Origin of the sequence: Sulfitobacter noctilucae, assembly GCF_000622365.1 — a bacterium.
Lineage (GTDB): Bacteria > Pseudomonadota > Alphaproteobacteria > Rhodobacterales > Rhodobacteraceae > Sulfitobacter > Sulfitobacter noctilucae.
On record NZ_JASC01000014.1, the window covers coordinates 1,511,476 to 1,536,708 of the forward strand.

Annotated in this window: 20 protein-coding genes; 11 read left to right on the forward strand and 9 right to left on the reverse strand. The window is 59.0% G+C overall.

The window, feature by feature from the left end; all coding sequences use genetic code 11:
- Positions 1–7: 7 nt before the first annotated feature.
- Genes Z945_RS0117535 through mraZ form a run of 4 tightly spaced genes read right to left on the reverse strand, consistent with a single transcriptional unit; the run spans position 8 to position 3,647 of the window.
- Complete coding sequence (locus Z945_RS0117535; protein WP_025053398.1) at positions 8–1,798, reverse strand: peptidoglycan D,D-transpeptidase FtsI family protein; 1,791 nt, start codon at positions 1,796–1,798, stop codon at positions 8–10.
- A complete protein-coding gene (gene ftsL, locus Z945_RS0117540; protein WP_025053399.1) occupies positions 1,795–2,148 on the reverse strand; it encodes a cell division protein FtsL in 354 nt (117 codons plus the stop codon). The genes Z945_RS0117535 and ftsL overlap by 4 nt, the downstream gene beginning before the upstream one ends.
- Entirely contained in the window at positions 2,149–3,138 is a 990-nt protein-coding gene (rsmH, locus tag Z945_RS0117545) for a 16S rRNA (cytosine(1402)-N(4))-methyltransferase RsmH (RefSeq protein ID WP_025053400.1), read from the reverse strand. It abuts the gene before it with no gap.
- Between the two features lie 5 nt (positions 3,139–3,143).
- The gene (mraZ, locus tag Z945_RS0117550; protein WP_081781021.1) at positions 3,144–3,647 is read right to left on the reverse strand and encodes a division/cell wall cluster transcriptional repressor MraZ; all 504 of its coding nucleotides are present in this window, start codon (positions 3,645–3,647) and stop codon (positions 3,144–3,146) included.
- Between the two features lie 829 nt (positions 3,648–4,476).
- On the opposite strand from mraZ, the gene Z945_RS20170 reads away from it, so the two are divergent.
- Both Z945_RS20170 and Z945_RS0117560 read left to right on the forward strand, forming a co-directional pair.
- Positions 4,477–5,586: a CAP domain-containing protein gene (locus Z945_RS20170; RefSeq protein WP_025053402.1), complete on the forward strand. Its 1,110-nt coding sequence runs from the start codon at positions 4,477–4,479 to the stop codon at positions 5,584–5,586.
- A 103-nt stretch (positions 5,587–5,689) separates the two neighbouring features.
- A complete protein-coding gene (locus tag Z945_RS0117560; RefSeq protein WP_025053403.1) occupies positions 5,690–6,472 on the forward strand; it encodes a hypothetical protein in 783 nt (260 codons plus the stop codon).
- Between the two features lie 37 nt (positions 6,473–6,509).
- Here Z945_RS0117560 and Z945_RS0117565 read toward each other — a convergent pair whose 3' ends face one another.
- Positions 6,510–7,583 (reverse strand): Mrp/NBP35 family ATP-binding protein, encoded by a 1,074-nt coding sequence (locus Z945_RS0117565; protein ID WP_025053404.1) that lies wholly within the window; start codon positions 7,581–7,583, stop codon positions 6,510–6,512.
- Positions 7,584–8,087: 504 nt separating this feature from the next.
- Here Z945_RS0117565 and Z945_RS0117575 point away from each other — a divergent pair.
- Positions 8,088–8,309, forward strand: a complete 222-nt coding sequence (locus Z945_RS0117575; RefSeq protein ID WP_025053405.1) for a DUF1127 domain-containing protein — start codon at positions 8,088–8,090, stop codon at positions 8,307–8,309.
- Positions 8,310–8,551: 242 nt separating this feature from the next.
- Here the strand turns inward: Z945_RS0117575 and Z945_RS0117580 are convergent, their stop codons facing one another.
- The gene (locus Z945_RS0117580; RefSeq protein ID WP_025053406.1) at positions 8,552–10,969 is read right to left on the reverse strand and encodes an ATP-dependent helicase; all 2,418 of its coding nucleotides are present in this window, start codon (positions 10,967–10,969) and stop codon (positions 8,552–8,554) included.
- Positions 10,970–11,139: 170 nt separating this feature from the next.
- Here Z945_RS0117580 and Z945_RS19845 point away from each other — a divergent pair, with 170 nt between their 5' ends.
- Together Z945_RS19845 and Z945_RS0117590 are read left to right on the forward strand one after the other, a co-directional pair.
- Positions 11,140–12,279: an alpha-hydroxy acid oxidase gene (locus Z945_RS19845; RefSeq protein ID WP_037971144.1), complete on the forward strand. Its 1,140-nt coding sequence runs from the start codon at positions 11,140–11,142 to the stop codon at positions 12,277–12,279.
- Between the two features lie 114 nt (positions 12,280–12,393).
- Positions 12,394–15,834 (forward strand): pyruvate carboxylase, encoded by a 3,441-nt coding sequence (locus Z945_RS0117590; RefSeq protein WP_025053407.1) that lies wholly within the window; start codon positions 12,394–12,396, stop codon positions 15,832–15,834.
- Between the two features lie 166 nt (positions 15,835–16,000).
- Here Z945_RS0117590 and Z945_RS0117595 read toward each other — a convergent pair whose 3' ends face one another.
- On the reverse strand, positions 16,001–17,284 hold the full coding sequence (locus tag Z945_RS0117595; protein ID WP_025053408.1) for a serine hydrolase domain-containing protein: 1,284 nt from the start codon (positions 17,282–17,284) through the stop codon (positions 16,001–16,003).
- A gap of 325 nt (positions 17,285–17,609) precedes the next feature.
- On the opposite strand from Z945_RS0117595, the gene Z945_RS0117600 reads away from it, so the two are divergent.
- Together Z945_RS0117600 and Z945_RS0117605 are read left to right on the forward strand one after the other, a co-directional pair.
- Positions 17,610–17,990 carry a VOC family protein gene (locus Z945_RS0117600; protein ID WP_025053409.1) on the forward strand — a complete coding sequence of 127 codons (381 nt, stop codon included), beginning with the start codon at positions 17,610–17,612 and terminating at the stop codon, positions 17,988–17,990.
- A gap of 68 nt (positions 17,991–18,058) precedes the next feature.
- A complete protein-coding gene (locus Z945_RS0117605; RefSeq protein WP_025053410.1) occupies positions 18,059–18,547 on the forward strand; it encodes a DUF2244 domain-containing protein in 489 nt (162 codons plus the stop codon).
- Positions 18,548–18,665: 118 nt separating this feature from the next.
- On the opposite strand, the gene Z945_RS0117610 is transcribed toward Z945_RS0117605, so the two are convergent.
- Positions 18,666–19,124, reverse strand: a complete 459-nt coding sequence (locus Z945_RS0117610) for a GatB/YqeY domain-containing protein (protein WP_025053411.1) — start codon at positions 19,122–19,124, stop codon at positions 18,666–18,668.
- Positions 19,125–19,316: 192 nt separating this feature from the next.
- Here Z945_RS0117610 and carA point away from each other — a divergent pair, with 192 nt between their 5' ends.
- Together carA and Z945_RS0117620 are read left to right on the forward strand one after the other, a co-directional pair.
- Complete coding sequence (gene carA / locus Z945_RS0117615) at positions 19,317–20,489, forward strand: glutamine-hydrolyzing carbamoyl-phosphate synthase small subunit (RefSeq protein WP_025053412.1); 1,173 nt, start codon at positions 19,317–19,319, stop codon at positions 20,487–20,489.
- Between the two features lie 113 nt (positions 20,490–20,602).
- Complete coding sequence (locus Z945_RS0117620; protein WP_025053413.1) at positions 20,603–22,546, forward strand: glycosyltransferase family 2 protein; 1,944 nt, start codon at positions 20,603–20,605, stop codon at positions 22,544–22,546.
- On the opposite strand, the gene Z945_RS0117625 is transcribed toward Z945_RS0117620, so the two are convergent.
- On the reverse strand, positions 22,500–23,153 hold the full coding sequence (locus Z945_RS0117625; protein WP_025053414.1) for a GntR family transcriptional regulator: 654 nt from the start codon (positions 23,151–23,153) through the stop codon (positions 22,500–22,502). The two genes, Z945_RS0117620 and Z945_RS0117625, sit on opposite strands and share 47 nt — an antisense overlap.
- A gap of 102 nt (positions 23,154–23,255) precedes the next feature.
- Between Z945_RS0117625 and Z945_RS0117630 the strand changes: the two genes are divergently transcribed.
- Together Z945_RS0117630 and Z945_RS0117635 are read left to right on the forward strand one after the other, a co-directional pair.
- Positions 23,256–23,903, forward strand: a complete 648-nt coding sequence (locus tag Z945_RS0117630; protein WP_025053415.1) for a pyrimidine 5'-nucleotidase — start codon at positions 23,256–23,258, stop codon at positions 23,901–23,903.
- Between the two features lie 9 nt (positions 23,904–23,912).
- The gene (locus tag Z945_RS0117635) at positions 23,913–25,109 is read left to right on the forward strand and encodes a UbiH/UbiF family hydroxylase (protein WP_025053416.1); all 1,197 of its coding nucleotides are present in this window, start codon (positions 23,913–23,915) and stop codon (positions 25,107–25,109) included.
- The last annotated feature ends 124 nt before the right edge of the window (positions 25,110–25,233 follow it).

Genomic DNA, 25,233 nt, shown 5'->3' on the forward strand with positions numbered 1-25,233 from the left:
CTTTTTATCAGTTACTGCTGCTGGTCAGCGTTACCATAGTGGGGTTCACAGGTTCAACAGTCGGTCTGAGCCCCAAGAGCGGTGCCACCCGCCGGATCATCTCTGCCGCGACGGGCACTGCGGTCCAGCCTGCCGTGCGGCGCGGCTTGTCGCCCGAATTCTCGGAGGGCTCGTCGAGCGTGACAATCAGCACATATTTCGGGTCATGCGCCGGAAAGATCGAGGCGAAGGTCGCCAAGGTCTTGTCCTTGTAATACCCGCCGCGCGGCTTGGGCTTATCGGCTGTGCCGGTCTTGCCGCCCACGAAATACCCCGGCACGCGGGCAAAGCTGGCGGTGCCCTTGCTCACCACGGCCCGCAGCATGGCACGACCATCGCGCGCGGCCCGGTCCGACATCACCCGTGGGCCCTGGACAGGCGCGTCCTGCTTGAGCAGCGTCGGCGTCACCTTGAACCCCCCATTGGCAATCGCCGCATAGCCAGCGGCCAAATGCATCGGCGAGGTCGACAGCCCGTGGCCATAAGAAATCGTCACCGTTGACAGCTCCGTCCAGCGTTTCGGCAACAGCGGCTTGCCGCCTGATGCCTCGACAATCTCGAACGGGGTGACGTCGAGAAAGCCAAGCCCGCGCAGGAAGTCCTGCTGCCGCTTGGCCCCGATCTGAAGCGCCATGCGGCCGGTGCCGCGGTTCGAGGATTTGACGATGATGTCGCTGACCGACAGTGGCCCGTAGTTCTTGTTCCGGAATTCACCGATCTTGAACCCGCCGACCTTGAGCGGTCCCGCCGTGTTGATGACCGTGTTGGCATTCACCAGCCCCAGTTCGATCGCCTGTGCGGCCGTGAAAATCTTGAAGACCGAGCCAAGCTCGTAGACGCCCTGCACAGAACGGTTGAACAAGGGGCTGTCTGATGCGTCGCCCGTGGTTGCGGGGCGGGGGCGGTTGTTTGGATCGAAGGTCGGCAATGAGACAACCGAGATCACCTCGCCTGTTTTGACGTCCATCAGCACGCTGGTCGCACCTTTGGCGTTCATCAGCTTCATCCCACCCCAAAGCACCCGTTCAGCGGCGGCTTGGACCGTCAGATCAAGCGAGAGCTGCAACGGGTTGTTGCCATTGGCCGGATTACGCAGGTAGTCGTCGAAGTATTTCTCGACCCCCGCCACGCCGATAACTTCGGCCCCGTGTACGCCTTCCTTGCCAAAAGATGCACCGCCCATGACATGCGCGGCCAAAGAGCCGTTGGGATAGAGCCGCATGTCACGCGGCGCAAACAAGAGCCCGGGATCGCCGATATCATGCACGGCCTGCTGCTGCTCTGGGCTGATTTTCTTTTTGATCCATAGGAACTTACGTTTGCCGGTGAAATCCTTGACCAGTTTATCGCGATCCAGATCGGGAAAGACTTTGACCAGGCCATCAGCCGCCGCAACGGGGTCGACCATATGCCGCGGCTGCGCGTAAAGCGCGTGGGTTTCGAAATTTGTGGCCAGGATGTTGCCGTGGCGGTCCACGATATCGGCCCGGCTGGCGCTGATCACGGCACCCGGCGCATGGGCGCGTGGTTCCACCGGGTCGGTGGTCGCCAGCATCCCCATGCGTGCCCCTACAACAGCGAAGGCACAAAAGAAAAACGCGCCCAGCACCAGCAAGCGTCCTTCGGCCCGCAGGCGCGCCTGATCGCGCATCTGTTCGTGACGGATACGCTTGTTCTCGCGTTCGATCGCATCGGGGTTTTCACCTTTTTGGCGAGCCTCAAGGATACGGGCCAGCGGGCGCAGGGGGGTGCGGATCATAGCGGGTCCTCGTCATCTGCGGCGGATGACACATCCACCGGATTGGTGATCGGCAACAGCGGAGCTATCGGGAATGCAACCTCGTCCACGCGGCCAAATTGATCGGGGTGCAGAGGCAGCAATCCGAGCCGTTCAAAGTTGATCTCGGCCAGATCGCGCAGCCTGTCGGGCCGGTTCTGATAGGCCCACTCGGCCTTGAGCACCGCCAGCCGCGCATGGGCCGCGCGGATGTTCTGGTGCAATTTGTCGGCCTCGCTCAGCGCTTGCTGGGTCGCGTAGTTTTCGCGGTAGGCCCAGAATGCCAGACCTATCACCGCGATTGTTGTCAGAATATGAAGCACTGCGCGCATCTAAAGCCCCCTGACCATCGGCATCCCGATGGATTTTGCGTCAATCTCGCCCGACGGCGCATCGGTGCGGATCGCGACCCGCAGTTTGGCCGAGCGCGACCTTGGGTTTTCATCCAGTTCCTGCGCGTCCGGCCCTATGGCCTTGCGCTTTTTTACCTCGAATTGCGGGGCCTCGCGCTGGGCTTCGGGCGCAAAACGGTTGGCATTGCCACCGCCGCCGGACCGGGCAGTAAGGAAGCGTTTGACCATCCGGTCCTCGACCGAATGAAACGTCACAACGGCCAGCTGCCCGCCGGGTTTCAGCGCCCGCTCTGCGGCCATAAGACCTTGAAATAGCTCACCGTATTCATCATTCACCGCAATTCGCAGTGCCTGAAAACTGCGCGTGGCTGGATGGCTTTGCCCCGGCTTGGAACGCGGCAGACAGCTCTCGACCAGCCGTGCAAGTTCCAACGTCGTTGTGATGGGTGCCTCATCACGGGCGCGCCCGATGGCCTTGGCAATCCGTCGCGATGCCCGCTCTTCGCCGTATTGGTATAGGATTGAAGCGACCACATCTTCTTCGGCGTTGTTCACAATATCCGCTGCTGATGGCCCGTCCTGCGACATGCGCATATCAAGCGGCCCGTCGCGCATGAAGGAAAAGCCGCGTTCAGCCAGATCAAGCTGCATAGAAGACACGCCGAGGTCCAGCACCACCCCGTCAAGGTCGCTGGCATACCTGTCCATTTTGGAAAAGACGCCCTGTTGCATGGTGATCCGGTCGCCGTAGTCCGCGGCCCAATCCTCGGCCATCTCGAAAGCGAGCGGATCACGGTCAACAGCAATCACCCGTTCGGCACCGGCATCCAATAGCCCACGTGTGTAGCCGCCTGCCCCGAAAGTTCCGTCCAGCCAGACCCCTTCAACGGGCGAAACTGCGTCCAGCAAGGGGCGCAGCAGCACAGGCGTGTGGGGAGCAGAAGGAGTGGAGGGGGCCGCAGCAGCCATAGCGCCTATTCCCCCGGCGGGCCGTCAAGGAACGCCATCGGATCGAAATCCTCTGGCAGTTCGTCCAGCCATTCTTCTTCTCTGGCCCGCTCGACAGTGTCATACGTCTCGGGCTTCCAGATCTGGAATGTATCCCCTGCGGCGATGAAAAACGCCTCGTTCTCGAGGTCGATCTTCTGACGCAGCTTTGCCGGCAGGACCAGGCGACCTGTTTCATCAACGGTGGTGGGAAAGGACTGGCCGTGGAACAGGCGCTGCAACATCTTGCGCTCCATGCTGCCACGGGGAAGCGCGTCGATCTTGGCATCCACCTCGTCGATCGCGTTCATTGTATAGCATTCCAGATAGGACCGGCGGTGATCGCCATACACAATCACCAACTCCGGGTTTTCGCCGCTTTTCCAGTTCGGGTCGCCCGCCTCCAGCACACGCCGAAAAGAGGCCGGGATAGACACCCGCCCCTTCGTATCGACCTTGTGGTGGCTTTCGCCTCTGAACCTGCGGCTCACTGTACTTACGTCCTACTCGCAACCTTGCGTCTTGTTGTCCGTCCCACCGGAAAACCGGGTGTTAGATGTGGAAACGGCGGGTTTGATCTGCTGCCACTGATCAACCCGCCGTTTCTGTCCCGCTTTGCGGGGAAGTCCGACTGCGCGCGCCACCTGGGGGGATGTCTGCTCGCCCGCGCGCCGGATCTCTTGGTCTGATGAAAGCGAGGTGCCTGTATGAAACCTGCTAGGTTTTATTTTTATTTGGGGTCGTTTGGTGCCCCGTGTTCCCGTTCTCATCCGATGAACAATGAATGGCATGGGAATTCATGGGCGTCTACAAATTTTTTGGGAATTACCCCCAATATCTTGTTTTGCACAGGCCCTGAAAACAAGATGTAGCTACGAATTTCCTTAAGTTTTTAGCACTTCTCGCCGTTAAGGAAAAAAATACCACCATATATAGTGCATCAAAACGACCACCCAAAATCTCCCATGAATTCCCAAGTTTTTTCGCACACAGAGTTATCCACAGGAAGTGTTCCGCACTTGTTCTCCAAACTCAAACCGATTTCAAGCGAGAATCAAGGGAAATTCCGAATTTGTGATTCGGATTCGTCTGTTTTTAGCCGATTCACATCGCAGAGCGGCCTGATCATCCCACAAATTCCCACATCACCACCTATGTCGTCCCATCATTCCCAGTCAGGCCCATGTCTGCCCCCCTGCCCGGCCCGAAAAGTTCGCCTAAAATGCAACTTTCAGGTCAAAGCGCTGCCGCAGCACCCACATATTCCCGCCACAGTACCTGCGTTGAACGGCAGCGAATTAAGCAGAGAAAAGGGAAGTCATGGCTTTTGCATCGTTTCTTGAGGCCTACATGCGCAATCTGGTGAACGGGGCCCGCGCCGCCGAAGGTCTGCCGCCGCTGGCATTTGAATGGAACCTTGGCCGCACGGCCGACGCTCACAGCCTGTGGATGTCGCAGGCCGATAGCTTCAGCCACACGGGCGCCGATGACAGTTCCGCCCATGACCGCATCGCCGCATCAGGCTTTGATCTTGCGGGCAGCTGGTCCACCGGGGAAAACATCGCGGCAATGACCCTTGGGGGTGAGGACGGCTTTCGCGACGAAGTGGCCGCTTTGCATGCGGGCCTGATGAACAGCCCAGGCCACCGCGCCAACATCCTGAACCCCGACTTCACCCATATCGGCATCGGGATCATCGAGGGCACCCTCAGTTATCCCAGTGGCGCAGACCGCCCCTCGATCCTTATCACCCAGAATTTCGGAGCCACGGGCGGGCTGGTTGATACCGACCTAATGGGCACCAACACCCATGATACAGTCACCGGTGGTAGCGGTGATGATGCAATCCGTGGATTCGGAGGCGATGATCTGCTTTCTTCCGGGCATGGGCATGACAGAATCAACGGGGGGTTGGGTGACGACACGGTGTTCGGCGGCAACGGCAATGATCTGATGCATGGGCTTCAAGGACAGGATGTGCTGCATGGGGAGGACGGTCAGGACCGTATCATCGGCGGGCGGGGCGATGACATCATCGACGGGGGTAACGCCGCGGACCGACTGTTCGGGGGCACCCAGAACGATCGCATTCTTGGCGGGTCCGGCAATGATACCATTCTGGGTCAGGGCGGATTTGACACCATTGACGGGGGCAGCGGTAATGATGTGATGCGCGGTGGTTTCAACGCTGATCTCTTTATCTTCGCAGGCGACTTTGGCAGAGACCGTATCGTTGATTTCGACGCGGGCAACCGGCACGAACGCATTGATCTGAGCGGTGTCGCCACAATCATCGACTTCAACGATCTGACCGAGAACCATCTGAGCGCAGAGGGGCGGCATGTCCTGATCGACGCAGGCGACGGCAACAGCATTCGGCTTGATGCGGTGGGCATTTCAGACCTGACAGAGGATAACTTTATCTTCTAACGTCTTCTTTAGCATTACTTCTTCTTTCGACGACTTCCCGTGGTGCCTTGCGTCTTCTTGCGCAAAACGCGCATAAGGAGGCGTTAACGAAGGGAGAAGGATCATGAGTACGGCAGTCGCTATTCTGGCTCATGCCCTTCGGATGTTGTTTTTCGAGACATCCACGACGTTACGGGTGCTGATGCCTGCCATACTGATGGTGATGGGCTGCGGATTGGCGATGAGCGTGCTGGCGCCGGATACGCTCGCTGCGTTGCGCGCCTCCGAACCTGAAACAATGATGCCAAGCGCCTCCAGCCTTCTATACTTTAGTATAATCGGGCTGGTGGGCCTGCTTGCCTATGCGTTGATGGCAGTGTTGTGGCACCGGCATGTGCTGCTGAATGGCGCCGAGGATACCGAAGTGCTGCGCCCCGCTCCGTCAGTCTATCTGGGTTATATCTGGCGGGCCATCGTGGTGGGGATGGTGCAAATTCTTGCGGTCCTGCCCCTGACCTTGGCGATTGCGCTGTTGGGGGGTGCCGTGGTGTCGGCGGGAGCAGGCGGCCTGCCTGTCAGCGTGATCGGTGTGCTGGGCAGCGTCATTTTCATTTGGATCGCCCTGCGGTTCAGCGTGGTTTTGCCCGCCGCTGCCATCGGAGAGCGCATGGCCGTGCTGGAAAGCTGGCAGATCACCCGCGCAGTTTCTGCCGAGCTTTGGGGTGTGGCGGCCATGATCACGGGGATCAACACGCTGTTCTACACCCTATCCCTGATCCTGCCAGAAGCGGGTGTATTGCCAATGCTGGCGCAGACGGTGATCCTTATCATCGAAGGACTGATGTTCATCTCGGTCCTGACAACTCTCTATGGCCATCTGGTCGAAGGGCGGTCACTGGGACAATAGAAGTCCTAACGGTCCGCCCCACCACAGGCCTTTGGCCTCAGGCCATACCCCCGTCAATCAACCCTTTGGCGATACGGCCATAGGCCTCTGCCATTGCGCTATCTCCTGCGGCAATCGGTGTGCCTCCGTCGCCGGCAAGACGCGTTTCAAGATCAATTGGCAAAGCTCCCAAAAGCGGCACTCCCATCTTCTCTGCTTCGTCCCGAACACCACCGGTGCCAAAGATCTCGTGCTGCGACCCGCAGTCGGGGCAGACAAAAAGCGACATGTTTTCGATCAGGCCCAGAACCGGTGTCTTGAGTGTGGCGAACATATCAAGCGCCTTGCGCGCGTCGATCAGTGCAACATCCTGCGGCGTGCTGACAACAATCGTGCCGGTCAGCTCGGACTTGGTACAAAGCGTCAGCTGCACATCGCCCGTGCCGGGTGGCAGATCGACCAGAAGGACATCCAGCTCGCCCCACTCCACCTGCCCCAACATTTGCTGCAAGGCACCCATCAGCATCGGCCCGCGCCAGACCACGGCTTTGCCCTCCTCCATCATGAAACCGATGGACATCAGGGTGACCCCATGGGCGTGCAGGGGAATGATCGTCTTGCCGTCAGGACTGGCCGGTTTCTTGTTTACCCCCATCATGCGCGGAATGCTGGGCCCGTAGATATCGGCATCCAGCAGACCCACCTTGCGTCCTGCCCGTGCCAGCGCCACGGCCAGATTGGTACTCACGGTGGACTTGCCCACCCCGCCCTTGCCGGAGCCAATGGCGATGATCCGCTGCACACCCGAAGGTTTGGTTGGCCCTTCCTGCGGCTTGGGATGCCCGCCAATTTTCAAACTGGGCGGTGCGGCCGGTTTTGCGGCAGGCCCATGCGCCGTCAGCGCCACGTTTGCCTGGGTCACGCCCGGCAACTCTGACACCACCTTTTCGGCAGCATCGCGCAACGGACCCATCTGCCGTGCCACATCGGCATTAGGTGCTTCGATTACGAATCGTACCACAGTGCCGTCCACGGTGAGCGCGCGCACCAGATCATGCGCCAAAAGGCTTCGTCCGTCCGGCAGAGTGACCCGATCCAGCGCGGCTTGAATATCTTCTTTTGTCACGGACATTGGCGGCGGCCTTCTACTGAAGTGTTGTCAGACTGACACCACAGTTTCGACCTTAGACGCAAGGGGGCGCGTCCATTTGCCTAATTCTTCATCACACCGCTCAGGAATGGACCACGCGCACCATGTTTTCGCTGCATAGCAGCATTGCAAACAAAAACATTGTGCACCTGCAGCAAATCGGGCAAATATATAGACATCGAAACGACGCAAGTTGTTTCAAACAGAAGACCAGACAAGTTCATCCTCCTCCCGAACAAGTCTGTTTTTGGCGGCGACATCTTCCTCCTCCCTGATGTCGCCGCCCTTTTTTTACCTTACATCTGAAAAAGTTGCGGTCCGCTTTAATCGGTCCCTTGTTTTCGCATCAGAAACAATCTGTTGACCCAACGTCCCCTATGCAATTGCTGCATAGCGGCATTGCCAATGCGAGCCGTTGTTTAAGCGCAAACAAGGCGTATATGAGCCTCAACCGAAACGACGAACAAGAACAAATGAGAGGCCACTATGGCATACCTGAATACATCGATCGCATCCGGCAACGGCCTGACGCAGCGCTTGAGCCAGTTCTATCACGCGGGCATTTTGCGCCTGCAGCAATATCGCAGCTACCGCGAGACATTCGACGGGTTGAACGCCCTGACGAACCGCGAATTGGCCGATCTGGGCTTGACCCGTTCTGAACTGCCTTATGTGGCACGTCAGGCGTCCAAGAACGTCACATTGTAATTCCCATCGGGTGTGCGGCACCTCCCCCGCAGTGCACCTGAGCCGTGAAAGGCTGACCTCCTCCTCCCTGAGGGATCACTTTTCACGCACAGACCCGAAGCCCGTCCTCCCCGACGCTTCGGGCCGACCAAAGAGCAGCCGCAGCTTCCTCCCAAGCTGCGGCTGTTTCTTTATTCAAGGGGCCTCTTTCAGACTGCGCTGACGTCGCCTCATCAGAACAACACCGCATTTCCATCAGCGTCTTAGAATGGCACGTCGTCACAGCCTGTCAAAAAGCGTGATACAACCTTTTTGGTGCCAGCTTTCTCGAATTCGACTTCAAGCTTGTCCCCTTCGATGCCGATCACAGCGCCATAGCCGAACTTCTGGTGAAACACCCGCTCGCCCATGGTAAAGCTGCTGACGGCGTTCATATCAATCGTGACATTCCGCGCTTCGGACGGCTGCGATACCCCCCGCGTGCCGGAACGGGATTGCAGCCGCCGCCAGCCGGGTGAGTTATAGACGTTCGCCTCTGCCGCCGCATCATGCAAGGTGCTGGTCGGCATCGCCGCGCCAAACCCACCGCCGTAAAGCCCCGGTGGTGTCAGCACCTCCACGTGCGCCTCCGGCAATTCGTCAACAAAGCGCGAAGGCATGGAAGATTGCCATTGTCCGAACACACGCCGGTTTGCCGCAAAGCTGATTGTACAGATCGCCTCGGCCCGCGTGATGCCCACATAGGCCAGCCGCCGCTCTTCCTCCAACCCTTTGATGCCGCTTTCATCCATAGAGCGTTGCGAGGGGAACAGGCCATCCTCCCAACCAGGCAGGAAGACCGCAGGAAATTCCAGCCCCTTGGCCGCGTGCAATGTCATGATGCTGACCTTCGCGCCCCCGTCGTCGCTTTCATTGTCCATGATCAGGCTGACATGCTCCAGAAACCCTTGCAGGTTCTCGAACTGCTCCAGCGCCTTCACCAATTCCTTGAGGTTCTCAAGCCGCCCCGGTGCCTCGGGTGTTTTGTCGTTCTGCCACATGCCGGTATAGCCGCTCTCGTCGAGGATAATCTCGGCCAGCTCCATATGGCTGATTTCCGGCGGCCCGAATTCTTGCCGCACCGGCCCGCTTTCATCATCCAGCACAGCATTCTCGACATCGACAGGCATCGCAGGCCCGCGCAGTTTGCCGTTCCAGCGCTCGATTCCGTCGATCAGCAAACGCAACTGCGCCGCCCCTTTGCCGGTCAGCCCGCCCTCGCTCAGCAATATCCGCGCCCCGTCCACAAGGTTCACCCCATGCTGGCGTGCGGTCATTTGGATTTTCTGCTGCGCCTTGTCACCCAAACCTCGCTTGGGCGTATTCACGATCCGCTCGAACGCCAGATCGTCGTCGGGGCTGGTCACGACACGGAAATAGGCCATGGCATCGCGAATCTCCATCCGCTCATAGAATCGTGGCCCGCCGATCACGCGGTACGGCAGTCCGATGGTCAGGAACCGGTCTTCAAACGCCCGCATCTGGTGCGACGCCCGCACCAAAATTGCCATATGATCCAACGACATCGGATCAAGCCCGCGTGTGCCACGCTGCATTGCTTCGACTTCATCGCCAATCCAGCGCGCTTCTTCTTCACCGTCCCAATGACCGATCAGGCGCACCTTCTCGCCCTCTTCACGGTCCGTCCACAGCGTCTTGCCCAACCGGCCCTGATTGCCGGCAATCACACCCGAAGCGGCTGCCAGAATATGCGGGGTAGAGCGGTAATTCTGCTCCAACTTCACCACATGGGCGCCGGGGAAATCCGTCTCGAATCGCAGGATGTTGCCCACTTCCGCCCCGCGCCAACCATAGATCGACTGGTCATCATCGCCCACGCAGCAGATGTTCTTGTGACCCTGCGCAAGCAACCGCAGCCAAAGATACTGCGCCACGTTGGTGTCCTGATACTCGTCCACCAGAATGTATTTGAACCAGCGCTGGTATTGCTTCAGCACATCCTCGTGGGTCTGGAAGATTGTCACCATATGCAACAACAGGTCGCCAAAATCTGTCGCATTCAGCTCGATCAGCCGCGCCTGATAGGCTGCATAAATCTTTGGCCCCAGATGGTTATAGGCCCCCGCATCCGCTGCCGGCACCTTGTCGGGCGTGATCGCGCGGTTCTTCCAGCCGTCGATGATCCCCGCCAGCATCCGCGCAGGCCAGCGCTTGTCGTCGATCCCTTCGGCGGCCACCAGCTGCTTCAACAGCCGCAGCTGGTCGTCCGTATCCAGTATCGTGAAGTTGCTCTTCAACCCGACCAGTTCCGCATGACGCCTGAGAAGCTTCACACAGATCGCGTGGAAGGTGCCCAACCAGGGCATCCCTTCGACATGTTGGCCCAACATGGCACCCACGCGGTTCTTCATCTCCCGCGCCGCCTTGTTGGTGAACGTCACCGCCAAAATCTCATTCGGCCGCGCGCGCCCTGTCTGCATCAGGTGCACGATGCGGGTCGTCAGCGCCTTGGTCTTGCCCGTACCCGCCCCCGCCAGCATCAAGACAGGCCCGTCCATCTGCTCAACGGCGGCCCGTTGTGCGGGGTTCAACCCCTCCAAATAAGGCTGAGGCCGCGCCGCCATTGCACGCGCGGACAGCGATGCACCTTCAAAGGCGTCCATCTCATCAAAATCGCTCATCCCATCAATCTAGCCAATCGCGGGCTAAAGGAAAACCCATGTTCGCCACATGTTCCCCTCTCTTTTTGGCCCTATATACCGCAGCGGACGATCTGCCACGGGGCCATCGGTTGTGTTCACACAAAACGCCTGCCGCTGGACAATCCAACATCAACCCGCGCAAATAGCCTATGGACTTGCACAGCACATATCCCGCCCTTTCCGATCTGCGCACCCGTGCCCGCCGCCGAATCCCGAAATTCGTCTGGGAATACCTCGACAGCGGCACGGGCAATGAGACCACCAAAGCCCGTAACCGCACCGCGCTGGACAAAATCGGCTTTGCCCCATCGATCCTGCACGGCGAAATCACGCCTGATCTGTCCACGACTTTTCTGGGCCACCGGATGCCCCTGCCGTTTGGTATCGCGCCCATCGGCATGTCTGGTCTGATCTGGCCGGGTGCCGAAGGCCACCTTGCCCGCGCAGGCAAGACCCACAACATCCCCTACACCATCTCTACCGTGGCCACGCAAAGCCCCGAAGACGTGGCACCGCATTTGGGTCAACACGCGTGGTTCCAGCTCTATCCGCCGCGCGATCCCGACATTCGCATCGACATGCTGAACCGCGCCAAGTCTGCGGGCTTCAACGCGCTGATCCTTACGGTCGATGTGCCCACCTCTTCGCGGCGCGAGAGACAAGTCCGCTCTGGCCTGACCAACCCGCCGACGATCACGCCGCGCATCCTTGCGCAGATCGCCACCTGCCCCACTTGGGCGCTGGAAATCGCCAAACGCGGCATGCCCTATATGCGCGGGATCGACAAATACACCTCTGCCGCGACCAAGGGCATGTCGCCCACCGCCCATGTCGGCTACCTGCTGCGCACATCACCCGATTGGGACTATGTCACCTGGCTGCGCGACAACTGGGATGGACCGCTGATCGTAAAGGGCGTGATGCGCCCCGAGGATGCCACCAAACTCGAAGGGTACGGCGTAGATGCGCTTTGGGTTTCGAACCACGCAGGCCGTCAGTTTGATGGCGCGCTGTCCTCCATCGAAGTGCTGCCCGACATCCGCGCCGCCACCAAGCTGCCGCTCATCTTCGACAGCGGCGTCGAATCCGGTCTCGATATCCTGCGGGCCATCGCGCTGGGGGCCGATTTCGTCATGCTGGGCCGCGCGTTTCACTTTGCCCTCGGGGCCTTGGGCGCGAAAGGGGCCGACCATTTGATCGACATTCTGGCAAAGGACATGGCCGCGAACATGGGCCAGATCGGTGCTGCAAATCTCGCCTCGCTGCCCCCGCCGCTGACGCTCGACTAGGCGGCAAAGTCGCCGCTTACCCTGTTTCATCTGTTCCAGTGTCCGCTGAACTAAGTATTGCGCCGCACCGCAGCATCCCTAAACTGAACCTGAAACCAGTTGCCCGGAGGCCCCATGCCTGACTTTAAAAAGATCCTGATCGCCAACCGTGGCGAAATTGCGATCCGCATCATGCGGGCTGCCAACGAGATGGGCAAAAAGACGGTCGCGGTCTATGCCGAAGAGGATAAACTGGGCCTGCACCGTTTTAAAGCCGATGAAGCCTACCGCATCGGCGAAGGCCTTGGTCCGGTTGCGGCCTACCTCAGCATCCCCGAAATCATCCGTGTCGCCAAAGCCTCGGGTGCCGATGCCATTCATCCCGGCTATGGCTTGCTGTCCGAGAACCCCGATTTTGTGGACGCCTGCGAAAACAACGGGATCACGTTTATCGGTCCCCGCGCCGAGACCATGCGCGCGCTGGGAGACAAAGCTTCCGCCCGCCGGGTCGCGGTTGAGGCGGGCGTGCCGGTGATCCCCGCCACCGAAGTGTTGGGCGACGATATGGAAGCGATCCGAGCAGAGGCCAAAGAGGTCGGCTATCCTTTCATGCTCAAAGCCTCATGGGGCGGTGGGGGGCGCGGGATGCGACCGATCTACGAAGAATCCGAGCTTGAGGAAAAGGTTCTCGAAGGCCGCCGCGAGGCTGAAGCCGCATTTGGCAACGGCGAGGGCTACCTTGAGAAAATGATCCTGAAAGCCCGCCATGTCGAAGTGCAGATCCTCGGCGACAAACACGGCGAAATCTATCACCTGTTTGAACGCGACTGCTCCGTCCAACGCCGCAACCAGAAAGTCGTTGAACGTGCACCCGCGCCCTACCTGACCGAAGAACAACGCGCGGAAATCTGCGATCTGGGCCGCAAGATCTGCGCCCATGTGAACTACGAATGTGCGGGTACCGTGGAATTTCTGATGGATATGGACAGCGGTGAATTCTACTTTATCGAAGTGAACCCCCGTGTGCAGGTCGAACATACCGTCACCGAGGAAGTCACCGGAATTGACATTGTACGCGCGCAGATCCTGATTGCCGAAGGCAAGACTTTGGCCGAGGCAACCGGCAAGGCATCGCAATCCGAAATCACGCTCACGGGCCACGCCTTGCAAACCCGCGTCACCACCGAAGACCCGCAAAACAACTTCATCCCCGACTACGGCCGCATCACGGCCTATCGGTCTGCCACCGGTATGGGCATCCGCCTTGACGGCGGCACCGCCTACGCCGGCGGTGTCATTACGCGCTATTACGACAGCCTGCTGACCAAGGTGACGGCCAAAGCTCCCACGCCTGAGATGGCCATCGCCCGCATGGACCGGGCCTTGCGCGAATTTCGGGTGCGCGGGGTGTCGACGAACATCGCCTTTGTCGAAAACCTGCTGCGCCATCCCAGCTTTCTCGACAACACCTACCACACCAAGTTCATTGACGAGACGCCAGAGCTCTTCCAGTTCACGAAGCGCAAGGATCGCGGCACGAAGGTACTGACTTACATCGCGGATATCACCGTGAACGGCCACCCGGAAACAAAGGGCCACCCGCGCCTGCCCGCCTCCGTGCGTCAACCAAAGCCGCCGGAAAGCCGCGCAGAGCCCATGATGGGCACGCGCAACCTGCTGGAACAAAAAGGCCCGCAGGCTGTCGCCGATTGGATGCAGGCACAACAGCAACTGCTGATCACCGACACCACCATGCGCGACGGGCATCAGTCGTTGCTTGCCACACGGATGCGCAGCCATGATATGATCAAGGTCGCCCCCGCCTATGCCGCAAACCTGCCGACGCTCTTTTCGGTCGAATGCTGGGGCGGTGCGACATTCGATGTGGCCTACCGGTTCTTGCAAGAATGTCCCTGGCAGCGTCTGCGCGACTTGCGCGAACGCATGCCCAACATCATGACGCAGATGCTGCTACGCGCCTCTAATGGCGTAGGTTACACCAATTATCCCGACAATGTGGTACAGTTCTTTGTGCGTCAGGCCGCCGAAAGCGGTATCGATGTTTTCCGCGTCTTCGACAGCCTCAACTGGGTGGAAAACATGCGCGTGGCGATGGACGCCGTGATCGACGCAGGCAAGGTCTGTGAAGGCACGATCTGCTATACCGGTGATATCTTTGACCCTGCACGCGCGAAGTACGATCTGAAATATTATGTCGCCATGGGCAAAGAGCTGAAAGCCGCCGGTGCGCATGTGCTCGGTCTCAAGGATATGGCGGGCTTGTTGAAACCTGCCCAGGCCCGTGTCTTGGTCAAAGCGCTGAAATCCGAAGTGGGCTTGCCCATTCATTTCCACACCCACGACACCGCAGGCATCGCGAGTGCCACGATCCTTGCTGCAAGCGAAGCGGGTGTGGATGCTGTCGATTGCGCTATGGACGCGTTCAGCGGGAACACCTCTCAGGCTACACTCGGCTCTGTGGTCTCGGCCCTGCAACACACCGACCGCGACACCGGGCTGGACATGGATGTGGTCCGCGAAATCTCGGATTACTGGGAAGAAGTCCGCCATCAGTATGGTGCCTTCGAAACCGGCATGCAGGCCCCCTCCTCCGAGGTCTATTTGCACGAAATGCCCGGTGGCCAGTTCACCAACCTGAAAGCGCAGGCCGCCTCGCTTGGCCTTGAAGAACGCTGGCCCGAAGTTGCCCGCACCTATGCGGATGTGAACCAGATGTTCGGCGATATCGTCAAAGTCACCCCCTCCTCCAAGGTCGTGGGCGACATGGCATTGATGATGGTCAGTCAAGGTCTGACCCGCGCTGACGTCGAAGACCCCGACACCGATGTCGCCTTTCCTGACAGCGTCATCGACATGATGCGTGGCAACCTTGGCCAGCCTCCCGGCGGCTTCCCCGAGACGATTTTGAAAAAGGTGCTGAAGGACGAAAAGCCCAACACCGAACGCCCCGGCAAACATCTCGCGCCTGTTGATCTGGAAGCGACCCGCGCGGAGCTGTCCAAGCAGTTGGACGGCATTGAAATCGACGATGAAGACCTCGCCGGGTACTTGATGTATCCGAAAGTCTTCCTCGACTACATGAAGCGGCACATTCAGTACGGTCCCGTACGGACCCTGCCGACGCAGACATTCTTCTATGGCATGGAAGCCTCCGAAGAAATCACAGCTGAGATTGATCCCGGCAAGACCCTTGAAATTCGCATGCAGGCCGAAAGCGAAACGAACGAGGACGGCGAGGTGAAAGTCTTTTTCGAATTGAACGGCCAGCCCCGCGTGATCCGCGTGCCCAATCGTCTGGTCAAAGCGTCGACCGTCAGCCGCCCCAAAGCTGAACCCGGCAATGAAAACCATATCGGTGCTCCTATGCCCGGCGTGGTCGCCTCTATCGGGGCGGTGGTCGGCGCAAAGGTGAAAGCGGGTGATCTGTTGCTGACCATCGAAGCGATGAAGATGGAAAGCGGCATCCATGCCGAGCGCGACGCGGTGGTCAAAGCGGTGCATGTCAGCGCAGGTGGACAGATCGACGCAAAGGATCTGCTGGTCGAGTTGGAGTGAGTTTTGATGGGGATATGCGGCGACTAAAGGGTGCCGTGCACCCATCCGAATACTTCAAAGTCGTTCGGTTCAGAACTGCCTTTGTGCAGGTGAGGACGACTGAATCCTAAGGCATGTGGAAAAACGCGGCAGGCCCCGCAGATAGCGGCGCGGGGCCTGATGCAAGTTAATCGTCGAGGTGGCTCTCCGCGATTGTTGGATAGATCAGGTTTCTGAAGATCAGGCGCAGGGGACCACGGTTCTTGGGGGACTGGATCATCAGCAAGGCGATCATGTCCTCTTTGGGATCCGTGTAATAGGCCGTACCAGCGGCCCCACCCCAGTTGAATTCACCCTCGGTGCCGAAAGACGGCGCATTGCCATTCTCAAGACGCACAGCATAGCCGAGGCCAAAACCATAGCCGGGACCCGGCAGATAGTATTTTCCGGGCTGGATGCCGCCCATATGGTTCGACGTCATCAGTTGCACGGTTTTCGGTGACAGCAGACGGACACCATTCAACTCGCCCCCGTTCAACATCATCTGCGCAAATTTTGAATAGTCGTGGACCGTCGACATAAGTCCACCGCCCCCTGACAGGTTCGGCTTGCGCACGCGGGGGTCAAAGATGCCACGATCTCCAAGCTGCGCATGTTCGGCAAAGGGCTCCGCAATGCGCGCATGATCGGCTTCGTCATCAACGTAGAAAGCTGTGTCGGACATGCCCAGCGGCTCGAATACCCGTGCCGTCATGAACTCTTCGAGGTTTTGGCCGGTCACCGCTTCGACAACTGCGCCAAGCACATCTGTCGATCGGGAATATTCCCATTTTGTGCCTGGATCATGCTCGAGTGGCAGGCTGGCCAAAAGATTTGCCTGTTCGATCCCTGTGTTCTCGGGGTTGCTTACCTCTGCGGCTTTATAGGCTTCTCGCGCGGGTCCAGCACCGAAAAAGCCGTACGTCAGGCCCGAGGTATGCCGCATGAGATCAAGAACCGTCATCGTGCCTTTGGCGGGTCGGGTCGCCGGATTGCCTTCGGCGTCTTTTTCGCCGGTCACCACGGTCAATTCTTTGAAGGCCGGCAGATATGTCGACACGGGCGCATTCAGGATCAGCCGCCCCTCTTCGACCAGCATCATCGCCACAGCAGTGGTGATCGGTTTGGTCATGGAATAGATGCGAAAGATCGTATCTTCCGTCATCGGCTCGCCGTCCGGTGTGCGTTTGCCCATCGTCGACAGATGCGCGATTTTGCCATCGCGGATCAGCATGATGACAGCACCGGGTGTCATGCCTTTGTCAACAAGCGCACCAAATGTCGCATCCATCCGCGCCAAGCGCTCCGGATCAAATCCCAGTTCTTGTGCGTCGCCTCGTGGCAATTCTTCGGCCCTAACGGCACCGATGCTGGTAAGCGCCGTACTCAGCGCAAATGCCCCAACGGCCAAGCCAAATTTCAATCTGTTCATTCTTCGTCCTCCCAATTGATGTAGCACCTAGGCGCTACAATCGCAGGTTAGGCAGCGGGTTTGTGGGCTGACAAGAGCAGGAGACCCTGTATTCGCCGCGCTTTGCAGTTTGACGCTGGGTCACTATGCCGACGGGCCGGTTTAAACGAATATCGAACTTGGGAATAGCGTATTTCTGGTGCTGGAAAGAGAGTGAGCCAAGGTTGGTCTGGTACCATCACGCCCAGGGTGTCAGTCTCTAGGCGCAAGACATCAACTTGCACCCACACCCAACGATTATTGAACCGCGCCAAAGAAGGCATAGCCCCGCCTCAGGATCACCTAAATGCACCTTTCCGCTCTTACCCTCATCATTCCTGACTACGACGAAGCCATTGACTACTACACACGCACCCTTGGCTTTGCCCTGATCGAGGACATCAACCAAGGGAGCAAACGTTGGGTCCGCATCGCGCCGGCACCTGATGCACAAACCGGGATCATCCTCGCCAAAGCCTCAAACCCGGCGCAAACCAAAGCAATCGGCAAACAAGGCGCTGGCCGGGTCTGGCTTTTCCTCGAAACCCAAAATTTCGCCGTGGATCATGCCAGACTGATCGCTGCGGGGGTTCAGTTCGAAGAACAGCCGCGTCAGGAGCCTTACGGTACAGTTGCCGTCTTTATTGATACATACGGCAATCGCTGGGACTTGATCGAATATTCCTGACCCGATGCAACCTGTCGCATTGCTCCCTCTGCCCAAACGGCTATTTTGCCCTCAAACAGGATACCGCTATGCCCTACCAATGGACCACACAACAGGACAAACCCTGCCAACAGATGCGCTTGTGGCCGCATCAATCCTTGCCCGCGCGGGGGTTCGCGGCCTTTATCCTGACCACGTTCACCCTGATCCTCATCCCCACGATGGCGCTATTGGGGACAGTACTGCTTTGGGGTTTGCTGCCCTTTGTGCTGATGGCGGTCGCGGGGATGTATTTCGCGCTTCAACACAATCACAAATCCCGCTTGATCGAAGAGGTGCTCACTTTGGATGGCTCCAGTGCCCATCTGGTGCACCGCACGCCCAAGGGCGAAGTCAAGGAATGGCAATGCAACCGGTACTGGACCCAAGTGATGAAATACGAACGCGACGGGCCGGTGCCGCAGTATGTCACCCTGCGCGGCGAAGGCCGCGAGGTCGAGATTGGCGCGTTCCTCAGCGAAGAAGAGCGGGTGGAACTCTATGACGATCTGCAACGCAGTTTGCAGCGCGAAGCCTAAGGCAACCGATCAGTAGGGACCTGTGCAAATCGCACCCATAAGGGCGATTGGGTCGAATATGGGAGCGTCTTACTTAACGAATGATGTAAGACGCTCCTGCTCAGAGCTTTCGACCTGCTCAGCTTAATCGTTCTTTAACAGTTGGCCCGACTTTGCCAAAGTCCATCTGTCCGGTGTACTTTGCCTTGAGTGCCCCGATTACTTTACCCATGTCCCGGATGCTGTCGGCGCCGATCTCGGCAATGGCGGCATCAACGGCCGCTGCGGTTTCATCCTCGGACAATTGGCGCGGCAGGTATTCCTCTATGATTTCGATCTCGGACCGCTCGCGCTCTGCAAGGTCCAACCGCCCGCCTTCTTCATAGGCGCGGGCCGATTCCATCCGCTGTTTGGACATTTTTCCAAGGATCGCAAGTACTTCGGCCTCGGGCACGCCGTCATCGATGCCCTTGGCACGGGCGTCGATATCCCGGTCCTTGATTGCAGCGTTGATCAGACGCAGTGTCGACAGCCGTGCGGCGTCCTTGTCTTTCATCGCCTGTTTCAAAGCGTCAGAGATGCGCGTACGCAGGTCCATAAGAAGGGTTCCCGTTCCGTTATGGTCAAGTTGCCCTTCATAGACAATGTGCCACGGACAGGCAATGGGGACAAAGAAAGCTAACCCATTGATACACCACAATATCTCATTTCCCTTCTGCCCTTGACCAGATGAGCCGCGGGCAGTAGTTACTGCATCGTTTATCCATTCACATCTGCCGGAGACTGCCCCATGTCCGCACCGTCCGCGCCCAGTCGCCCCACCGCCTGCCTTGCTCTGGCGGATGGTTCCCTGTTCTATGGTATGGGCTTTGGAGCCACCGGCCTGACGGTCGCGGAGTTGTGCTTCAACACCTCGATGACCGGTTACCAGGAGATCATGACCGACCCCTCCTATGCGGGCCAGGTCGTGACCTTTACCTTTCCGCACATCGGCAATGTCGGCACCAACCCGCAAGACGATGAAACCGGCGATCCGGTGGCCGCAGGGATGGTGGTCAAGTGGATGCCGACGGACCCGTCGAACTGGCGCAACGTCCAGCCCCTGTCAGAGTGGTTGGCCTCACGCGGACGGATCGCCATCGGCGGCGTCGACACCCGTCGCCTGACCCGCGCCATCCGCCAGCAAGGCGCGCCGCATGTGGCGCTGGCCCATGATCCTGAGGGCAACTTCGATATTGAGACTTTAATCAACGCGGCACGTGGCTTTGCCGGGCTCGAAGGCATGGATCTGGCCAAAGACGTGACCTGCGCACAATCATACCGCTGGGACGAGATGCGCTGGGCATGGCCTGATGGCTTCCCGCAACAGACTGATCCAAAACACAAAGTTGTCGCAGTGGACTATGGTGCCAAGCGCAATATCCTGCGCTGTCTTGCCTCTGCGGGTTGTGAGGTGACGGTTTTGCCCGCTTCGGCCACTTACGACGATATCATGGCCCACAATCCCGACGGGGTCTTTTTGTCCAACGGTCCGGGCGATCCCGCGGCGACCGGCGAATACGCCGTGCCGATGATCCGCGATGTGTTGGACAAAACGGATCTGCCAGTGTTTGGCATTTGCCTTGGCCATCAAATGTTGGCGCTCACGCTTGGAGCCAAAACCATCAAGATGAGCCACGGCCATCACGGTGCCAACCATCCGGTCAAAGACAACGACACCGGCAAGGTCGAGATCACCTCGATGAACCACGGCTTCGCCGTCGATGCGCAAACTCTGCCCAAAGGCGTTGTGGAAACCCATGTCTCGCTCTTTGACGGCTCCAACTGCGGCATCCGTATGGAAGACCGCCCTGTTTGGTCCGTACAGCACCATCCGGAAGCCTCGCCCGGTCCGCAGGACAGCTTCTATTTGTTCGAGCGGTTCGCTGAAGCAATGGCGAAGCGCGCAAAGAGTGATGTGTAAACCTGCGTTGGATTAATGGCGGGGAATCCTCGATTAGGGGCGATCATGTTAACCGCCCATTAACTGCCTTTACATAAATCTGGCCTTACACCCTTTCTGTAAGGCCATTTTTTATGAGTAACCTGCGGCTTCACTTATCTGATCCGCAAATCGCACGCTCCCCGCCTGCCCCCATGCCGATCGGGCGGCATCTGGTGGCTGCGGGTGCAATCAGTACTAGCGATCTGATGCACGCGCTGGATCTTCAACGGCACGTCGATGCACCTTTGGGTGAAATTCTGATTGCTGAAGGTCTGGCATCACGGAGCGATGTCATGAACGCGCTGGCGCTCCAGCATCATGCGCAGTTGGTTGATTTGGACGATGATCCGCCCCCGATCAACCTCACACGGCGTCTGCCCTCCGGGTTGTGTCTGGAATACCGTGCGGTGCCCTGGATGGATATGGCGGGCACCTTGCTGGTCGCCACCAGCCGACCGCATCAGTTTGACGATCTGCGCCGCGCACTTGGGGTGAAGGCGCATCATATGATCCCCGTGATCGCGGATGAATTGCAGATCAAACAACAAATTTCGCGGCTGTATGGCGCGGAATTGGCGCAAAGGGCCGCAACCCGTGTCCCTGCTGCCATCAGTTGCCGGACCTGGGATATCGCTGGCAAAGGGCGGATCATCTGGGCCTCTGCGGTATTGGTCTGCCTCATCTCGGCGCTGATTGCCGCGCCCTTGTGGACTTTGACCTTAGCGATTCTCTGGGCGGTGATAACTTTGGCCATGACCACTGTGCTCAAGGCCTGCGCTCTCTGGGCGCAGGTGATGAACAAATCACCGGATGATATCACCCCGGCACTCGCCCATCGCTCCATGTCCTACCGATTGCCCCGCGTGTCCATGCTGGTACCCTTGCTGAAGGAACGCGAGATTGCCGGTGCGCTGATCGCGCGGCTGACACGTCTTACCTATCCCAAATCGCTATTGGACGTGGTGCTGGTGCTGGAAGAAGGCGATCGAACCACCAGGCAAACGCTGGCAAAGACCGATCTGCCACCTTGGATCAGTGTGATCGAAGTCCCCGAAGCCAATCGGCTGACCACGAAGCCGCGGGCGCTGAACTATGCGCTGGATTTTTGTCAGGGCAGTATCATCGGTGTCTGGGACGCCGAAGACGCGCCCGAGGTCGATCAGATTGAACGCGTCGTCAGCCGGTTTCAGAAAGCCTCGGCGAAAGTGGCCTGCCTGCAAGGGGTGCTTGATTACTACAACCCGCGCGCCAACTGGCTATCGCGTTGTTTTACCATAGAATATGCCGCGTGGTGGCGGGTTCTGCTGCCCGGTGTCGCACGGCTGGGTCTGGTAATACCGTTGGGTGGAACGACCCTGTTTTTTCGCCGCAGGACCCTTGAAAAACTGGCAGGCTGGGATGCGCATAACGTCACCGAAGACGCCGATCTGGGCGTGCGTCTCGCGCGGGCGGGCTATGTGACCGAGCTGTTGCCCACTGTGACCTATGAAGAGGCGAACTGTCGTTTGTGGCCTTGGGTGCGCCAACGCTCGCGCTGGCTCAAGGGGTTTCTGGTGACCTATTGTGTGCACATGCGCCATCCGGGTCAATTGCTGTCCGATCTGGGGTGGGTGCGGTTTATCGGCCTGCAAACGATGCTGTTGGCGACCGTCAGTCAATTCGCCTTTGCACCGTTCTTATGGTCGTTCTGGCTGGCGGTCTTCGGCCTCTCGCATCCGATTGAGCACACCCTTGGCACACCGGTTTTGTGGTCGATGGTGGGATTGTTCATCCTGTCTGCCACGCTGAACCTTGGCATTTCGATCACGGCGGTGGCAGGCAAGGATCACCGGCATCTGATGTGGTGGGTGTTCACCACGCCGTTCTACTATCCGCTGGGGGCCCTAGCCGCGGCAAAGGGATTGCAGGAGTTCGTTGTCAGCCCGTTTTTCTGGGACAAGACGCAACACGGGGTGACCCCGTCGACCGACGACCTGACACCAGCCGAGGTCAGCCCGCCTGCTCGGACCGCGCAGCGACTTGCTTCAACCGGGTGACGAAGGCCACCGAGATATGGGCGCGCAACGCCTCTTCGGCACCGGCTTCGTCCCGCGCTTCGATCATCGACACAATCCGCAGGTGTTCGGCCTGCGCGATTTCACCGCGCCCTTCGGCAGCCAGTGACGTCGTCGCCATGAGCGCCATAGAGCGGTAAACAAGGTCGAGCTGTTGCACCAGATACCGGTTGTGTGACGCCAGATGGATTTGTTTGTGAAACCGCCGGTTGCTGCGCGCCAAGGCCGCAGGGTTATCGACGAGCGCATCATCCGCCAGCACCATTTCGCGCAGAACGCGTACTTCCTCGGCCGTGGCGTGGCGGGCAGCCAGACGCGCCGCCAAACCCTCCAGCTCGCCCCGCACCACATAAAGCTCTGCGGTTTGATTGTGATCCAGCGAAGCCACAATCAGGCTACGCCCTTCGCGCGCCAGCAGGGACTGAGTCTCGAGCCGCTGCAGCGCTTCGCGAATGGGGGTGCGTGACACGCTGAACCGCTCGGCCAATTCGCTTTCGACAAGCCGGTCGCCAGGGCGGAAGATACCGGCATCAATCGCGTCAAGGATCAGCGAATAAGCATCGGTCGGGCCGGGTTTGGGCGCAGGCATGGCAGTTCCTTTTGATCGCGTCACTTTACCCGTCGCTTGCAATTGCGCAAGCGTCACCGCAGGCGCTTGCGCCCCTGCCCCGCCCGGCTTAGGCACGGGGATATGACACGCGATGCTTTTTCCCATGTGGATGCCTGGGTCTTTGATCTGGACAACACCCTCTACCCGCCCGAGGCACGGCTTTTCGATCATATCGAAGTCCGGATGACCGCCTGGGTGATGCAAGTCCTTGGTGTGGACCAGCCCGAGGCCGATCGCCTGCGTCTGCACTATTGGCAGACACATGGTACCACTTTGGCCGGGCTGATGCGCGAGCATGATGTCGATCCAGATCCCTATCTGCTAGATGTGCATGATATACCGATGGACAGCCTGACCCCTGATGCAACCCTTGCCGCCCGCATCCGCGCCCTGCCCGGTCGGCGGATCGTCTATACCAACGGTACCGCGCCCTACGCGGAACGGGTGTTGGCCGCGCGTGGGCTTTCCAATCTCTTTGACGCGGTCTACGGCGTTGAACATGCGGGCTTTCTGCCCAAACCCGATCGTGCCGCGTTTGACCGTGTATTTGCGCATGACGGCATCACCACAGCCCGCGCGGCGATGTTCGAGGATGATCCGCGCAATCTGGCCGCACCCCATGCAATGGGCATGCGGACCGTGCATGTGGCGCCCGAACCGGTGGCGCAGGCGCATATCGAATATCATACGGACGATTTGTCCCGTTTCCTTGGCGCGTTAAGAGACTAACTAGACGTCATGACATATGATTTCGATATTCTCATTTCCGGCGGTGGCATCGCGGGCCTGACCGCCGCCGCTGCCTTTGGTAGCGCTGGCTTTTCTGTCCTCTGCGTTGACCCGACGGCCCCGGTGACCGAACGGGACGCCGAAGGCGCGGACATGCGATCAACCGCAATGTTGCAACCGGCACGTACCGTTCTGGAAGATGCAGGTGTTTGGGAGGCACTCGCGCCCCATGCCTCACCGTTGCAGGTCATGCGCGTGGTCGATGCGGGCGGCGAAGTGGCGGAACCGCGCGTGATACGAGAGTTCAATGCCCGCGAGATCTCGGACCAGCCCTTTGGGTGGAATTTTCCCAACTGGTTGTTGCGGCGCGAATTGGTCGGGCGGCTGAAAAGTTTGGAAACCGTGGATTTCCGTCCCGGTATCGGGACAACCTCGTTGTTCACCCGCACTGCCTCGGCCAAGGTGAGTCTGACGGACGGCACCAAGATCACCACGCGATTGGTTATCGCCGCCGATGGGCGCAACAGCCCGATGCGGCAGGCGGCAGGTATTGACGTACGTACCAGACGATACGGCCAGAAGGCATTGGCCTTTGCCGTGACACATCCGGTGCCGCATGAGAATGTCTCTACCGAAATTCACCGCACCGGGGGGCCGTTTACATTGGTTCCACTGCCAGATCGCGACGGATTACCTTCTTCCGCCATCGTCTGGATGGACGATGCAGCCGCGACCCAAGCCCGCGCCGAGGCACCTGTGGCCGCTTTTGAAGCGGAGATGTCGGAGCGGTCGTGCCATCTGTATGGCCCATTGACGCTGGCCAGTGCACGCAACGTTTGGCCGATCATCACCCAGTATGCAGAAAGACTGAGTGCAGAACGCGTGGCTTTGATCGCGGAGGCTGCCCATGTGATGCCACCCATCGGGGCGCAGGGGTTGAATATGTCACTGCAAGACGTGGCAACACTGTTGCAACTGGCGCAAGCGGATCGCAACGCACTGGGGGATGCCATGATGCTGGAGCGTTTTCACAAGGCGCGGTACGGCGATATCCAATTGCGGATCAATGGGATAGATATGCTGAACAGGGTTTCGCAAGCCAGTCATCCACTGGCACGGGATGCGCGGGCAAAGGGTCTTGATGCGCTTTATGCCATGGCCCCGGTTCGCAAGATGCTGATGCAGATGGGTCTTGGGGTGAAGTAAGCGCTTTGTCGCGATCGCCCTAATCGCCGTGGCTGTTGTGCTACGGTATATAAGGCCAAAAAGAGAAAGAGGATGGGGCAGCGTATTTACGCTGCCGCCTTCTGTGTTTTGCATCTTCTAAGCG

Coding starts and splice junctions, on each gene's coding strand:
- Z945_RS0117535 (WP_025053398.1), bottom strand. CDS start 1,798: ATGATCCGCACCCCCCTGCGCCCGCTGGCCCGTATCCTTGAGGCTCGC.
- ftsL (WP_025053399.1), bottom strand. CDS start 2,148: ATGCGCGCAGTGCTTCATATTCTGACAACAATCGCGGTGATAGGTCTG.
- rsmH (WP_025053400.1), bottom strand. CDS start 3,138: ATGGCTGCTGCGGCCCCCTCCACTCCTTCTGCTCCCCACACGCCTGTG.
- Z945_RS20170 (WP_025053402.1), top strand. CDS start 4,477: ATGGCTTTTGCATCGTTTCTTGAGGCCTACATGCGCAATCTGGTGAAC.
- Z945_RS0117560 (WP_025053403.1), top strand. CDS start 5,690: ATGAGTACGGCAGTCGCTATTCTGGCTCATGCCCTTCGGATGTTGTTT.
- Z945_RS0117565 (WP_025053404.1), bottom strand. CDS start 7,583: ATGTCCGTGACAAAAGAAGATATTCAAGCCGCGCTGGATCGGGTCACT.
- Z945_RS0117575 (WP_025053405.1), top strand. CDS start 8,088: ATGGCATACCTGAATACATCGATCGCATCCGGCAACGGCCTGACGCAG.
- Z945_RS0117580 (WP_025053406.1), bottom strand. CDS start 10,969: ATGAGCGATTTTGATGAGATGGACGCCTTTGAAGGTGCATCGCTGTCC.
- Z945_RS19845 (WP_037971144.1), top strand. CDS start 11,140: ATGGACTTGCACAGCACATATCCCGCCCTTTCCGATCTGCGCACCCGT.
- Z945_RS0117590 (WP_025053407.1), top strand. CDS start 12,394: ATGCCTGACTTTAAAAAGATCCTGATCGCCAACCGTGGCGAAATTGCG.
- Z945_RS0117595 (WP_025053408.1), bottom strand. CDS start 17,284: ATGAACAGATTGAAATTTGGCTTGGCCGTTGGGGCATTTGCGCTGAGT.
- Z945_RS0117600 (WP_025053409.1), top strand. CDS start 17,610: ATGCACCTTTCCGCTCTTACCCTCATCATTCCTGACTACGACGAAGCC.
- Z945_RS0117605 (WP_025053410.1), top strand. CDS start 18,059: ATGCCCTACCAATGGACCACACAACAGGACAAACCCTGCCAACAGATG.
- Z945_RS0117610 (WP_025053411.1), bottom strand. CDS start 19,124: ATGGACCTGCGTACGCGCATCTCTGACGCTTTGAAACAGGCGATGAAA.
- carA (WP_025053412.1), top strand. CDS start 19,317: ATGTCCGCACCGTCCGCGCCCAGTCGCCCCACCGCCTGCCTTGCTCTG.
- Z945_RS0117620 (WP_025053413.1), top strand. CDS start 20,603: ATGAGTAACCTGCGGCTTCACTTATCTGATCCGCAAATCGCACGCTCC.
- Z945_RS0117625 (WP_025053414.1), bottom strand. CDS start 23,153: ATGCCTGCGCCCAAACCCGGCCCGACCGATGCTTATTCGCTGATCCTT.
- Z945_RS0117630 (WP_025053415.1), top strand. CDS start 23,256: ATGACACGCGATGCTTTTTCCCATGTGGATGCCTGGGTCTTTGATCTG.
- Z945_RS0117635 (WP_025053416.1), top strand. CDS start 23,913: ATGACATATGATTTCGATATTCTCATTTCCGGCGGTGGCATCGCGGGC.